Origin of the sequence: Bacillus sp. NEAU-242-2 (assembly GCF_027853835.1) — a bacterium.
Classification (GTDB): domain Bacteria; phylum Bacillota; class Bacilli; order Bacillales; family Bacillaceae; genus Bacillus; species Bacillus velezensis.
Genome location: NZ_JAPNNY010000002.1, coordinates 207,960 through 220,422, shown reverse-complemented (window position 1 = coordinate 220,422; position 12,463 = coordinate 207,960). Strand labels below are relative to the sequence as shown.

Here is a 12,463-nt window from a genome sequence, read left to right as displayed (position 1 = left end):
AAATGAGATATTATAAGAAACATTGTAAAATAATGGGGGATTTGATAGATGGATACATATAATAAGAGCGAGAGCATCTGGAATAAAAATTTCACCCTTCTGTTTATCTCGAGGCTTGTTAAATTGTCGGGCGACGGTTTTGCCTTTAATTCCATTATGTGGTTTTTGATTTTTGACGGGGAAGGCGCGATCGGCACGTCCCTGCTCATTGCGGTCACGTTCCTTCCGGAGGCGATGCTGGCGCCGATTACCGGGCCTTTTATGAAGCAGCATACGCTGAAATTCTGGATGTATTTCTCCGATCTCACGCGCGCGGCGGTCGTGTTGATCATTCCGGTCTGTTACTTTAACGGTTTTTCTCCTTTATGGTTTGTCATGCTTCTCATGATTTTGCATTCAGCCACGGGAGCCGCTTATAATCCTGCATCTATCTCATTAATCCCCAATATTGTCGGAGAAAACAGCCTGCAGAAAGCGAATGCGGTCATCCAGTCATCAGGCCAGATCGTCAGACTTGCCGCCATTACGCTGAGCGGGGTGTTCTTAACATTTATCAGTCCCGCTTATTCTTTGTTTATCGCTCTTATATTCTATCTTCTATCAGGTTTTCTCGTACTCTTTATGTCATACCAAGTCCAGCATGCCAAAGAGGATGCCGTCGCCGTCAGACAGCGTGGGACGTATTTCGGAAGGCTCAAACGGGGTTTCGTTCTTGTCAGGAAACACCAGATTTTATACCCGCTCGCCATCTATTGTATCTTCATGAATTTTGCGGCCGCTCCGTGGGAGGCGCTCTCTGCCGTTTATGTCGCCGAAGATTTAAACATGCCGCCGATCATCTACTCGCTTTTGAAAGCGACAGGCACGGGCGGAGCCTTTTTAATGGGTTTTATTTTGGCTAAGGTGAAGGTGAACAAATACGGTCTCCTGTTTGTGTCAGCGGGAATCATAGAAGGGGCGGCATTTTTCATCACCGGCCTCAACACTTTTCTGCCGCTCGTCTTCCTCGCCGCGTTTGCGTTCGGATCTGCCGTCAGCGCGATTAATGTGCCGGAATATACGATTATTCAGACGTCTGTGGACCATGATGACCAGCCGCAAGTCTATGCCGTCATCCACATGATCTCAAACATATCCATTCCGCTCGGCGCGGTTCTTTGCGGATACGCGGCTAATGCCTTCGGTCCCGGAAAAGTCATTGCCGCCGGCGGTCTCGTTGAAGTCCTGTCCGGTCTCGGAATATTGATCTTTACGAAGCTGGCCAAAGCTGAACGCTCAGATCTCATCAGGGAAAAAGAAGCGAGCATCAGAATATAGATTTTTCGTGAAACGCCCTGCGCCGTCCGGTGCAGCGGCGTTTTTTTATGCGAAGGTCCGGGGGGTTATACGACTCCGGTCTGATATGAAAATCAATCTCTGACTCGTTTTGCCGGCCGCGGGATTTGTTTATAGTAAAGACAAGGAAAACGAAAGGAGGATCTGCATGAATATAAATGTAAAAACGGCAGGCGGCTTTCTGCTGATTGTGTTCGGACTTTCTGTCTTTTTCGGAGGAGGCCATTTCGCATTTATCATCCCGCTGGCGATCGGAGGCCTGATGCTTTACTGGGGAATCAAACGTTTTTCAAAAGGCCGGGCGGTATCGGGTATCATCGCGGGCTTCATCGGAGCTATGATTCTCGTCGGTTCTCTTCCATTTATCGTTGCCATCGGACTGGCCGGCGCCATGGTGTATTTCGGGTGGAAGATGATGAAGCAGGGCGGCTCAGACACCGCTTCCCGCCAGTATGAACCGGAAGCGGCGTCACCGGGCTATCAATCCGGATTTGACTCTGAATGGGAAGAATTTCTGAAGAAAAAATAAGGAGGAAGACAAAATGGTCTTAAAAAGAATAAGAAATATGTTCGTCGCATCTGTTAACGAAGGGCTTGATAAATTAGAAAATCCGAAAGTCATGCTGAATCAATATGTGCGTGATATGGAAAGTGACATCGCTAAGGCGAAACAAACAATTGTCAAACAGCACACGATCGTCCATCAGTTTAAGAAAAAACAGGAAGACGCCTCCGAAACGGCGGCAAAACGGAAAAATCAGGCTCAGCTTGCTTTTGATGCCGGGGAAGAGGAGCTTGCGAAAAAGGCGCTGACTGAAATGAAATACCTTGAGGGAAAAGCGGCCGAACATGAAAAAGCGTATGAACAGGCGAAAACACAGCTGGCAGAGCTGAAAGAGCAGCTGGAAACTTTAGAAACGCGCCTCCGCGACGTAAAGGATAAAAAACAGGCGCTCATCGCCCGTGCCAACGCGGCAAAAGCGAAGGAACATATGAACGCTTCTTTCGACAAAATTGACAGTGAAAGCGCCTATAGAGAGTTCCTTCGAATGGAAAGCCGCATTGAAGAAATGGAAGTCCGCGTCAAATACGGCACTTCAGCTGAGGCGAACACAGAATACAGCCGCTCCCAATATTCAGATGAGGTGGAAGCCGAGATCGAAAAAATGCGCTCGCTTTCTCTGGAGAAAACAGAGCATCAAAAAGCGGCTCATGAATAATGTGCACAAGGGAAGATCGGCGCTTTTACGCCTCTTCCCTATACGCACGTATCAATTCTCCGGCTTTTCCTTTATAATAAAATGAATGAAAAAGGATGGAACGTAATGAAGCGTAAGATGGCCAAAGGACTGATGGCGGCGTCCGTTCTGATCTGCTGTCTGTTTTTGGTGAAAGAAGTGTTTGCCGGGCGTTTTTTTCCGCTGTACGAAACAGAAGCGGAATCGGCAAGCATACCGCCGCGTGCCGTCAACAGCCTGTCGGTTTCATCGGAACAGACGGATGTAAAAATCATCGCGGAAGCGCGGAATGATATCGCGGCAAACATGGCGGGACCGGCGGGGAAAATGTTTGTCCAAAGCAGGGGAAAAACCCTCAATCTCAAAGCGAAGGAGAAAGGGTTCCAATTTCTGAATCTCTTTCAGCGTCCTCTGCTGATTGTCCGCATTCCGTATGATTATCATCGGGACATCACCGTCCATACGTCAAGCGGCACCATTGCCGTTGACGGAAACAAGGGGCTGTCTCTTGCGTACCTCGGCGTCCGTTCTGTAAGCGGGAATATGTCGCTGAAGCACGTGAAGACGGATGTGTTTGAAGCGAAGGGGCTGTCGGGCAACCTCACAGCATCAGGCCTTGCGGCGAAAACGGGGGATATCCGCTTATCCTCCGGACATGTCGGGCTTCAACATGCGGCGGGCGCCCTTGACGTGCGGGTCGCTTCCGGCAGTGTCGACGCCTCGCTTGAGACGGCGGATGCTCCCGTATCCGTCAGGCTTGCGAGCGGCAGCGCAGCGATCAGCCTGCCGAAAGACGGAAGTTTTACGGTGAACGCCGAGACGGCAAGCGGAAGGATTCAGCCGTCTTATTCCTTTGAGAAAACGAGTAAGGACGGCGGGGCATTCACCGGTATGAAGGGCAGCGGCGCCAGGCCGATTGATATAAAAGTGACGAGCGGCAATATTGCACTGCAATAGTCAAGGAAAGGAGGGGCAGGCAGCTGATGGCAAAAAAACAGATTCTCGGACTTATCATCGCCTTATTAGGCGTCAGCATGTTTTTGCGTATTATCGGCATCGGCGACTTCTTGTTTTGGCCGCTCTTTTTTCTGATTACAGGCTATATTTTTAATAAATATTCCCGCGGCTGGCTCGGCTCCGTCCTGTATATCTTCGCCGCTTTTTTATTTTTGAGGAACCTGTTCAGCGCCACCTTTAACCTGTTCGGCTATGCCTTCGCCGCCTTTCTCATATACGCGGGCTACAGGCTCCTGAAAGGAAAGCGCGTGTATGAACATAAAGAGAAGAAAATCAATCTTGAAAAAGAAGAGCAGCCAAAGCCTTCCGCCCAGACGGAAAGCAGACAGCCGGATCTCCGCAGCTTTTTTATCGGCGAGCTGCGGATGATGAAGGACCCATTTGAGCTGAATGATTTAAATGTTTCCGGATTCATCGGCGATGTGAAAATTGATTTGTCAAAAGCGATGATTCCCGAAGGAGAAAGCACGATGACCATCAGCGGTGTCATCGGCAATGTCGATGTGTACGTCCCGCCGGATATCGAAGTGTCCGTCAGTTCATCGGCTTTTATCGGCGATATGAACCTGCTCGGCTCTAAGAAAAGCGGCATGAGCCCGAATCTTTATAAAGTATCGTCTGAGTACGGCGACTCGCCGCGGCGGATTAAAATTTCAATTTCGTTATTCATCGGCGATGTGGATGTGAAGTATTTATGAGGAAAAAATTACTCGCCAATATTCAGTGGCGCGCCATGCGGATGACCGCGGGGCTCAGTCTGCTCCTTTGCGCGGTGTTTATTACGCTGATGCTGCTGTATTACGGGCTTGACCCGATGCTGCTGTTTTCTTCCGGCTGGTTCGGTATTCCGTTTGTGGTCATCCTGCTTCTGGCGTCACTTTCGGCCGGATTGATTTCCGGTTATGTATACGGAGGCCGCCTGAAAACAAGAATGGATACACTGATTGAAGCGGTTTTGAAATTTGAAAACGGCAATTTTGCTTATCGGGTGCCGCCGCTCGGCGATGATGAAATCGGTCTGGCGGCAGATCAGCTCAACGAAATGGCCAAGCGGGTCGAGCTCCAAGTCACATCGCTGCAAAAGCTCTCCAACGAGCGGGCGGAATGGCAGGATCAAATGAAAAAATCGGTCATCACTGAAGAACGCCAGCGGCTGGCGCGCGATCTGCACGATGCCGTCAGCCAGCAGCTCTTTGCCATTTCTATGATGACATCCGCCGTCTTAGAGCAGGTGAAAGATGCGGATGACAAAATCGTCAAACGGATTCGCATGGTTGAACATATGGCGGGGGAAGCGCAAAACGAGATGAGAGCGCTGCTATTGCATCTGCGGCCCGTCACTTTAGAAGGAAAAGGCTTAAAAGAAGGGCTGATTGAGCTGTTAAAAGAGTTCAAAGCGAAGCAGCCGCTGGATATTGAGTGGGACATCAGCGATACGGGTGTGTCAAAAGGCGTTGAAGACCATCTGTTCCGCATCGTGCAGGAGGCGCTTTCCAACGTTTTCAGACATTCAAAGGCGACCAAGGTCACCGTCAGACTCGGCGCGAAACATCAAAAGCTGCAGCTTAAAGTCATTGATAACGGGGCGGGTTTTACGATGGATCAAGTGAAAGCATCCTCATACGGCCTGCATTCCATCAAGGAAAGAGCGAGTGAAATCGGCGGCATAGCGGAAATTATCTCCGTAAAGGGAAAAGGCACGCAGATCGACGTGAAAGTCCCGATTTATCAGAAAACAAAAGGAGAGAACGACAGTGATTCGAGTGTTACTGATTGATGATCATGAGATGGTCAGGATGGGTCTGGCCGCATTTTTAGAAGCACAGCCGGACATTGAAGTCGCCGGTGAAGCATCAGACGGGCAGCAGGGCGTCGATCTGGCCGCAGAGCTTTTGCCGGATGTGATTTTAATGGACCTTGTCATGGACGGCATGGACGGCATCGAAGCGACAAAACAGATCTGCGCGAAACTCAATGACCCGAAAATCATCGTGCTGACGAGCTTTATTGATGACGACAAAGTGTATCCGGTGATCGAAGCGGGAGCGCTCAGCTATTTGCTGAAAACGTCCAAGGCGGCAGAAATAGCCGAAGCCATCAGAGCGGCTGCCAAGGGTGAACCGAAGCTTGAATCGAAAGTGGCGGGAAAAGTGCTGTCAAGGCTGCGCCATTCAGAGAATCAGCTTCCGCATGAAACGCTGACGAAAAGAGAACTGGAAATCCTCTGTCTCGTCGCGGAAGGCAAGACGAATAAAGAGATTGGTGAAGAGCTCTTCATTACGATTAAAACAGTGAAAACCCACATTACGAATATATTGTCAAAGCTTGATGTCAGTGACCGCACGCAGGCAGCCGTATATGCCCACCGCAATCATCTCGTGACATAAGAAAAGGAGAGCGGCGCCGGCACACTCTCCCGAGGGACGGGGTCATTGGGACATTCCCTTTGTTCCGAAATCCCTGATGGCGACTTTGACTTTATATTCAATATCCGATTCACTGAAATGATGATCCCAGTCAGAGGATATCTTTTTCCATTTATCGGGATAATGAATCCGGACTTGATCGCCTAACCCGGTAATATCCACTTTCAAGTCATGCTGCATGTAATCAATGAATGCCATAACATCTGAATGAATGCGGTGTTTTACCGCGTTTTTGATTTCATTTATATAGGACTCCTTGAAAGAATCTTCTTTCGGGTTCCAATCCTCAGACAGACGGCCTTCAACAAACCGGGTGACGATAAACTTGAATTTTCCGTTTTTATATTGTGTTTTCACATCATATTTGCTGGAAAATACCTCGAAGGATAAATAATAATTGTCATGCTTTGCAAACGTGACGCCTCCCTTTACCGTGCCTGTGAACAGGTTCATATTCTGGACTTGTAAAGGCGTTAAATTCGCATACCAGAATTTATTTTTAATAATGGTAGCGCCCCAGATTTCCAGTCTGCTGCCCACTTTGCGCACTTGAGGAAGGGCAAAGGTCTCGCCTTTGGCGATTTTCTCTGATATTTCCCCCAATGTCACGGGCTCCATCATCCGGATGGTGACCGCATTGTTCTCCGTTAAGTCATAGATCGTATTTGACGCAGGCTCTCCCTGATCACTGATATTGAAAATATCTTTCGTTTTATCCGGCACCGTCATCACATTGCAGCTTCTTCTTGTACCGTTGTCCCTGATAAATTGGTTCATCAATGCGTCAAGCGGGATGTGATCCTTTAACAGCGCTTCGGAAAACAGCATGATACGCAAGTGCTGGGAGAAGGCGGGGTGATTTTTTAACGATGCCGTTCGTAATGCTTGATGGACGGTTTCCCCTGGAGTGGAAGTCACCTTTGTCGTGTCACCTGACGACGACTGCTGGGCACTTGCTTTTTGCGGAACCAGAATCTGCTGTGTCACTTCCACATTTTCTTCCGCGGGTTTATCGAGCCCGACTCCGATAACGAGGCTCAAGTCTTCTAAATTGCGGCTGTCCCAGCACCCGGCCAAAAGCAATGTGCAAAATATGATTACGATGTATTTCTTCATTGCGCTTTTTTCACCTTCCTTTTCACAGCGACGACTGCAAATATCAGTAAAGGCAGCAAAAAGAAAACCAAGAAGATATAGCCGAGAATATCACTGAACAGCATCAGCTTGTTCGCATCCTTTGGCATCAATGACCCCAAGAATGTCGCAATCCCGACGAAGATGACGCCCTTTTTCTGCTTCAGCCCGAAAATTTTATGAAGGCCTGATGTCGCGAAATATCCGTATGATACATAGGTGGCGAAAAATTGGATAATCCAGACAACAAGCAAAAAGGACTCGAACCTTTCAATAAAAAGCCCTTTGATTTCAAATGATTGAAAGAGCGCGATCGTAGGCCAGATCATTGTTTTGACATCCTGGGTGGTTAAGGCGCCGACGACGAGCACGTAGGTAATAATGTATAAAATAATCGGGATGCCAAAGCCCATGGCCGACATGCCGAACGTGTGCTTTTTATTTTTGAGGTACTCGGGGAGAAACAGCATAATCTCAATCCCCAAAAAGGAAACAGAAACGACGGTCAAGGAGGCCATAACGGGAGAAAACCCCTGTCCGAGCACCGGCCGCAGGTTGTCGATATCAAATATTTTAAAGCTGAAGGAAAACACCACCAGCAAAATAATGATCGTAATCGTTAAATAGAAAGGAAAGAGCCTGCCGATATCGCTCATGCCGCCGATAATTAAATAAACGGAACAGGCGATAAAGATAAACAGCGTGACCGGCACGGGCGTTCTTTCCAATAAAAAGAACTTGACCATTTCCGCCATCGCCCGGGCTTCGAAGCTGGCGACTCCTATAAAATAGAGACAGATCATCAGATTGACGATATTTCCCGCCCATTTGCCGAGTCCTTCATTCATATAATCAAATAATGATCCGTACTGATGCTTTTTCATAATGAGCGTATTGAGATAAATCAAAAAGATAAAGATGACGCCTTCCAGACATAACGCGATCCAGCCGTCCGGCGAATTTGCCCTGGATGACAGCGCCCGCGGCATGGTGAGAAGCCCCGCGCCGAGCATCGTGTTTGCAATCAATGCTGTCCCTTGATAGCTTGTAAGCTTATTGTGAGTTGTTTTCTGGCTCATTTATGTTTTTCGCCTCTTTTGGTTGATTTTTAATAGGGAGACGGAGAATAGAGTCGTTTGCGTTTTTTAAGCTGAAAAATCCATTCGGCGAGAAATACGGAGAACCGAAGCTTCGCTGTCTCGATAAATGAGTGTAGATCGCCAGCATAAATAAAATCATGCCGTACAGCCCGAAAGCTGCCGCGGTAAACATCGAAATAAAACGGAGCACACGGAACGACAGACCCATCCCGTACTGCGGCACCGTAAATGAAGCGAGCGCGACAATGCTGACCACGATGACCATGATGGAGCTGACAATATTCGCTTCAACGGCTGCCTGGCCGATGACGACTCCGCCCACCAATCCGATCGTCTGGCCGAGCGGGCTGGGAAGCCTCAAGCCCGCTTCCCTCAGCAGCTCGATCGTAATTTCCATCACCATCGCTTCAATGATAGGCGGGAAGGGGACGTTTTCTCTGTTCGCCGCGATGGTGACTGCAAGCGACGTCGGCAGCAGCCCTTGGTGAAACGAAACGAGGGCGATATAAATGGACGAAAAAAACAGCGTAATAAAAATAGACGTAAACCTGAGCGCCCGGATGAGCGAGGCGGAAATCCACCGTTCATAATAATCATCGGGAGACTGCATTAAAATTCCTAAAGAAGCCGGAACCACCAGCGCAAACGGCGAGTTGTCGACAAGGATGGCGACGCGGCCGTTGAACAAGGCGGAAGACACTTTATCAGGCCGTTCCGTATTTTGTATTTGCGGAAAGGGCGAATACTTATTATCCTCAATAAGCTCCTCAAGCGTTCCGGAATCCTGGATGTCGTCCATCTTCACTTCGCTGAGGCGCTTTACAACATCGCTGACGACAGACGGGTCCGCCTTATCATCTATGTACATGACCGTGGCGTATTTTAACTTGTTTTCTCCGATCGGAACCTTTTTCGTTTTCAGCTTCGGATGGTTCGTGCGCTGCCTGATCATGGCGATGTTTGTATCAGAATCTTCTATGAAGGCGATTTTCGGACCTCTTACGACCTTTTCGGATGTGGGTTCATTCACGCTTCTTTTTTCTCTTTTTCCCGTGGACAAAATGTATACGCTGTCAAGTCCGTTAATAAACACGGCGCATTTTCCCCGCAGAATGGAGATGACGGCTTCCTTCGACGTAAAGACGGGACGGGCGTCGATCTTATCAAGACGTTTCGTCACCGTATCCAGCGTCAGAGTGTCTTCCTCACGAAGCAGCGTTTCAATCGCTTCTTTTATTTTGTCTTCGTCGTTCATTTCACTCAGATACATATAATAAAAAACAAGCCCGTTCGGAAGCATCTTTTTATTTTGAACCAGGTCATCATTCTGCTCTACGTGGGGAAGCACCAGTGCCAGATTAACGTGTATGTATTCCTTGAATTCCGATTGCGCCATCGACAGTCACCCGCCTTCCAATCCTTAATTGAGGTTATCTTTTCCTGTTAAAAAAATGATATACTATGATAAAGTATTTAATGGTACAAGTTTTTTTATGAAAGCGGAGGAGAGATGTGGCACAAGTCAGACTGGCAGGGAATGCCGAAGAAATTGAACAGCTCATCAAATCATTTGAAGCGCATTACGAAGTGGCTTACACGTCGAAAGAATACCGTAAAACAAATCCGAAGTATAAATATTCTAAGGATTCGCGCGTCTATCTTGAGCTGAAATTAAAAACGGCCAAGGCCGAAAAATAAAAAGGGTTTCATCTGTTACTGGCGAATAATACTCAGGGTGAAGCAACTGTTATGGAGGGATACATAAATGGACTACAGAATTGAAAAAGACACCATGGGAGAAGTTAAAGTTCCGGCAGATAAATTTTGGGGCGCTCAGACACAGCGCAGCAAGGAGAACTTCAAAATCGGTTCAGAAAAAATGCCTCAGCGTGTTGTGAAGGCGTTTGCAATATTGAAAAGAAGCACAGCGATCGCCAACGAACGCCTCGGCAACTTAGAGTCTGAAAAAGCACAAGCGATTGCCGCTGTATGTGACGATGTTTTAAACGGCAAACACGACGATAACTTTCCGCTCGTTGTCTGGCAGACGGGAAGCGGCACGCAAAGCAACATGAACATGAATGAAGTGGTGGCCAACCGCGCGACTGCTTTATTGAAAGAAAAAAATTCCGAGCTGAAGATTCATCCGAATGATGACGTCAACCGCAGCCAAAGCTCAAATGATACATTCCCGACGGCGATGCACGTTGCGGCGGTTCTTGCCGTATATGAGCAGCTCGTTCCGGCGCTTGATCAGCTGCGCGCGACGCTTGATGAAAAAGCGAAAGCTTATCAGGATATTGTGAAAATCGGACGCACGCATTTGCAGGACGCCACTCCGCTGACGCTCGGACAGGAAATCAGCGGCTGGGTATACATGCTTGACCGTTCGAAAGAAATGATTCTTGAGTCAACGGAAAAAATCCGCGCGCTTGCCATCGGAGGCACGGCAGTCGGCACGGGAATCAACGCCCATCCGCAGTTCGGTGAATACGTCGCGGAAGAAATCACAAAAGTAACGGGGCAGACATTCAAAAGTTCGCCTAACAAATTCCACGCGCTCACAAGCCATGATGAAATCACTCACGTTCACGGCGCGTTAAAAGCATTGGCTGCCGACCTGATGAAGATTGCCAACGATGTCAGATGGCTGGCTAGCGGCCCGCGCTGCGGAATCGGCGAAATCGTCATTCCTGAAAATGAGCCGGGAAGCTCTATCATGCCGGGCAAAGTCAACCCGACGCAAAGTGAGGCGCTGACAATGATCGCCGCGCAAGTGATGGGAAATGACGCGACAATCGGATTTGCGGCCAGCCAAGGAAACTTCGAGCTGAATGTCTTCAAACCGGTTATTATTTATAACTTCCTGCAGACCGTGCAGCTGCTCAGTGACGGAATGAATTCCTTCCATGACAAATGCGCTGTCGGTATTGAGCCGAACCAAGAGACGATTCAGGAAAATCTCTCTAACTCATTAATGCTTGTTACGGCGCTTAACCCGCACATCGGTTATGAAAACGCCGCGAAAATCGCCAAGCTTGCCCACAAAGAAGGCCTGACACTGAAAGAAGCGGCATTACAGCTGAACCTTCTGACAGAAGAACAATTTAATGAAATGGTGCGTCCGGAAGATATGGTGCACCCGAAAGCATAAAAAGAAAGAACGGCTGCAGTTATTGCGGCCGTTCTTCTAAATAAACTGCTGTTTCAGTAAAAATCTGAGCTGTTCTGCATCTTCAGCCAGCAGATCGGATTCCTTCAAATTCAAAATCATTCCTTTGATGATTGCCGGTTTCGGTGACTTTTTCTTCATTTCCGCTTCCAGAATATCCAAGCTCTCGGTGAATTCAGATGCTTGCCCCTTGTCCATCGTGCCGATGCGCGTGCGGAGGGTCTGCAAGATCGATTGACTTAAAGGATCGGGCTGCCCGTTATGAAGGGGCCCAAACAGTGAGCTTGCCTCATCAAGAGAAATAAACGCTTCATCATGTCTGTCCGCCATTCCGTTTACGATGTCATCAATTCTGTGAATCACGGTATTTGCCAGAAGCGAAGGCTGTACGGACCGGCCGGTCAGAATCAGATACTCAAGATACATCTGACTGATTCCTTCTATTAAAAAACAAAGCTCGGCTGTGTATGGTTCAGCTTTTTCTCCGTAAATAGCAAGAAGACTGTCGATATGAAACTGCAGGATCGACCGGCGGATTCTCTTTCCGCACTGCGCCGCTTCTTCGGTATAAGGAAGTGAACCGTCTTTCATCTGCACGGTAATAAAATCCTGATGGGCGAGAATCGATTCGTAAAATACCGCAAGCTGTTTTTGGTAAGCGGCTCTCGGACTGTCACCCTCCGTTTGGATCGTCGTGATTCGGGTAAACGTTTTATCATAGTAGTAATTCAGCATGGATAGGAGCAGTGCTTCTTTGGAAGGAAAGTAAAGATAAAAAGCGCCTTTTGAGATTTTGCATTCATCGGCGATTTCCTGAACCGATGTAGATTTGTACCCTTTTCGGGCAAACAGTTTGATTGCTGCTTCAATGATCAGCTTTTCTTTTTCCTTCAATGGTTCCACCCTTTCGGAGCCAGGAGGCTGGCTTGTGCTTCTCATGTATGACTATATGGTCATATTGATATTCCGTAAATTTAACCTGATTGTAACTTGTTTTTTTGTTTTGTTTTATTTATATTATAAAGTGAGCTGACCGAATGG

General features: G+C 48.0%; 13 protein-coding genes. 9 read left to right on the top strand and 4 right to left on the bottom strand.

Annotated elements, in window-relative coordinates; all coding sequences use genetic code 11:
• Nucleotides 1-48: 48 nt before the first annotated feature.
• The 7 genes from OWN49_RS06080 to OWN49_RS06050 all read left to right on the top strand — a co-directional run bounded on the left by OWN49_RS06080 (nucleotide 49) and on the right by OWN49_RS06050 (nucleotide 5,977).
• Nucleotides 49-1,317 (top strand): MFS transporter, encoded by a 1,269-nt coding sequence (locus tag OWN49_RS06080; protein ID WP_077722818.1) that lies wholly within the window; start codon nucleotides 49-51, stop codon nucleotides 1,315-1,317.
• 166 nt (nucleotides 1,318-1,483) lie between these two features.
• A complete protein-coding gene (locus OWN49_RS06075) occupies nucleotides 1,484-1,864 on the top strand; it encodes a protein liaI (protein WP_015387734.1) in 381 nt (126 codons plus the stop codon).
• A 13-nt stretch (nucleotides 1,865-1,877) separates the two neighbouring features.
• Entirely contained in the window at nucleotides 1,878-2,555 is a 678-nt protein-coding gene (gene liaH / locus OWN49_RS06070; RefSeq protein ID WP_003151791.1) for a stress responsive protein LiaH, read from the top strand.
• A 105-nt stretch (nucleotides 2,556-2,660) separates the two neighbouring features.
• Nucleotides 2,661-3,530, top strand: coding sequence for a LiaG family protein (liaG, locus tag OWN49_RS06065; RefSeq protein WP_077722817.1), 870 nt, complete (start codon nucleotides 2,661-2,663; stop codon nucleotides 3,528-3,530).
• Nucleotides 3,531-3,556: 26 nt separating this feature from the next.
• Complete coding sequence (liaF, locus tag OWN49_RS06060; protein ID WP_003151794.1) at nucleotides 3,557-4,288, top strand: cell wall-active antibiotics response protein LiaF; 732 nt, start codon at nucleotides 3,557-3,559, stop codon at nucleotides 4,286-4,288.
• On the top strand, nucleotides 4,285-5,367 hold the full coding sequence (liaS, locus tag OWN49_RS06055) for a two-component system sensor histidine kinase LiaS (protein ID WP_003151796.1): 1,083 nt from the start codon (nucleotides 4,285-4,287) through the stop codon (nucleotides 5,365-5,367). Before liaF ends, liaS begins: the two co-directional genes overlap by 4 nt.
• Nucleotides 5,345-5,977: a response regulator transcription factor gene (locus OWN49_RS06050; RefSeq protein WP_003151798.1), complete on the top strand. Its 633-nt coding sequence runs from the start codon at nucleotides 5,345-5,347 to the stop codon at nucleotides 5,975-5,977. The genes liaS and OWN49_RS06050 overlap by 23 nt, the downstream gene beginning before the upstream one ends.
• 42 nt (nucleotides 5,978-6,019) lie before the next feature.
• Here OWN49_RS06050 and OWN49_RS06045 read toward each other — a convergent pair whose 3' ends face one another.
• Genes OWN49_RS06045 through OWN49_RS06035 form a run of 3 tightly spaced genes read right to left on the bottom strand, consistent with a single transcriptional unit; the run spans nucleotide 6,020 to nucleotide 9,646 of the window.
• Nucleotides 6,020-7,132, bottom strand: a complete 1,113-nt coding sequence (locus OWN49_RS06045) for a Ger(x)C family spore germination protein (RefSeq protein WP_077722816.1) — start codon at nucleotides 7,130-7,132, stop codon at nucleotides 6,020-6,022.
• Nucleotides 7,129-8,229, bottom strand: a complete 1,101-nt coding sequence (locus tag OWN49_RS06040) for a spore germination protein (protein WP_070082343.1) — start codon at nucleotides 8,227-8,229, stop codon at nucleotides 7,129-7,131. The genes OWN49_RS06045 and OWN49_RS06040 overlap by 4 nt, the downstream gene beginning before the upstream one ends.
• A complete protein-coding gene (locus tag OWN49_RS06035; protein ID WP_039253912.1) occupies nucleotides 8,204-9,646 on the bottom strand; it encodes a spore germination protein in 1,443 nt (480 codons plus the stop codon). Before OWN49_RS06035 ends, OWN49_RS06040 begins: the two co-directional genes overlap by 26 nt.
• A gap of 116 nt (nucleotides 9,647-9,762) precedes the next feature.
• On the opposite strand from OWN49_RS06035, the gene OWN49_RS06030 reads away from it, so the two are divergent.
• Together OWN49_RS06030 and fumC are read left to right on the top strand one after the other, a co-directional pair.
• Nucleotides 9,763-9,948, top strand: a complete 186-nt coding sequence (locus OWN49_RS06030; RefSeq protein ID WP_003151806.1) for a YvzF family protein — start codon at nucleotides 9,763-9,765, stop codon at nucleotides 9,946-9,948.
• A 67-nt stretch (nucleotides 9,949-10,015) separates the two neighbouring features.
• Nucleotides 10,016-11,404 carry a class II fumarate hydratase gene (gene fumC, locus OWN49_RS06025; protein WP_077722815.1) on the top strand — a complete coding sequence of 463 codons (1,389 nt, stop codon included), beginning with the start codon at nucleotides 10,016-10,018 and terminating at the stop codon, nucleotides 11,402-11,404.
• Nucleotides 11,405-11,440: 36 nt separating this feature from the next.
• On the opposite strand, the gene OWN49_RS06020 is transcribed toward fumC, so the two are convergent.
• Nucleotides 11,441-12,316, bottom strand: coding sequence for a TetR/AcrR family transcriptional regulator (locus tag OWN49_RS06020; protein ID WP_077722814.1), 876 nt, complete (start codon nucleotides 12,314-12,316; stop codon nucleotides 11,441-11,443).
• Nucleotides 12,317-12,463 lie beyond the last annotated feature (147 nt).

Bases quoted from the DNA above. Each gene is read 5' to 3' on its own strand.
- OWN49_RS06080 (WP_077722818.1), top strand. From the start codon at position 49: ATGGATACATATAATAAGAGCGAGAGCATCTGGAATAAAAATTTCACC.
- OWN49_RS06075 (WP_015387734.1), top strand. From the start codon at position 1,484: ATGAATATAAATGTAAAAACGGCAGGCGGCTTTCTGCTGATTGTGTTC.
- liaH (WP_003151791.1), top strand. From the start codon at position 1,878: ATGGTCTTAAAAAGAATAAGAAATATGTTCGTCGCATCTGTTAACGAA.
- liaG (WP_077722817.1), top strand. From the start codon at position 2,661: ATGAAGCGTAAGATGGCCAAAGGACTGATGGCGGCGTCCGTTCTGATC.
- liaF (WP_003151794.1), top strand. From the start codon at position 3,557: ATGGCAAAAAAACAGATTCTCGGACTTATCATCGCCTTATTAGGCGTC.
- liaS (WP_003151796.1), top strand. From the start codon at position 4,285: ATGAGGAAAAAATTACTCGCCAATATTCAGTGGCGCGCCATGCGGATG.
- OWN49_RS06045 (WP_077722816.1), bottom strand. From the start codon at position 7,132: ATGAAGAAATACATCGTAATCATATTTTGCACATTGCTTTTGGCCGGG.
- OWN49_RS06040 (WP_070082343.1), bottom strand. From the start codon at position 8,229: ATGAGCCAGAAAACAACTCACAATAAGCTTACAAGCTATCAAGGGACA.
- OWN49_RS06035 (WP_039253912.1), bottom strand. From the start codon at position 9,646: ATGGCGCAATCGGAATTCAAGGAATACATACACGTTAATCTGGCACTG.
- fumC (WP_077722815.1), top strand. From the start codon at position 10,016: ATGGACTACAGAATTGAAAAAGACACCATGGGAGAAGTTAAAGTTCCG.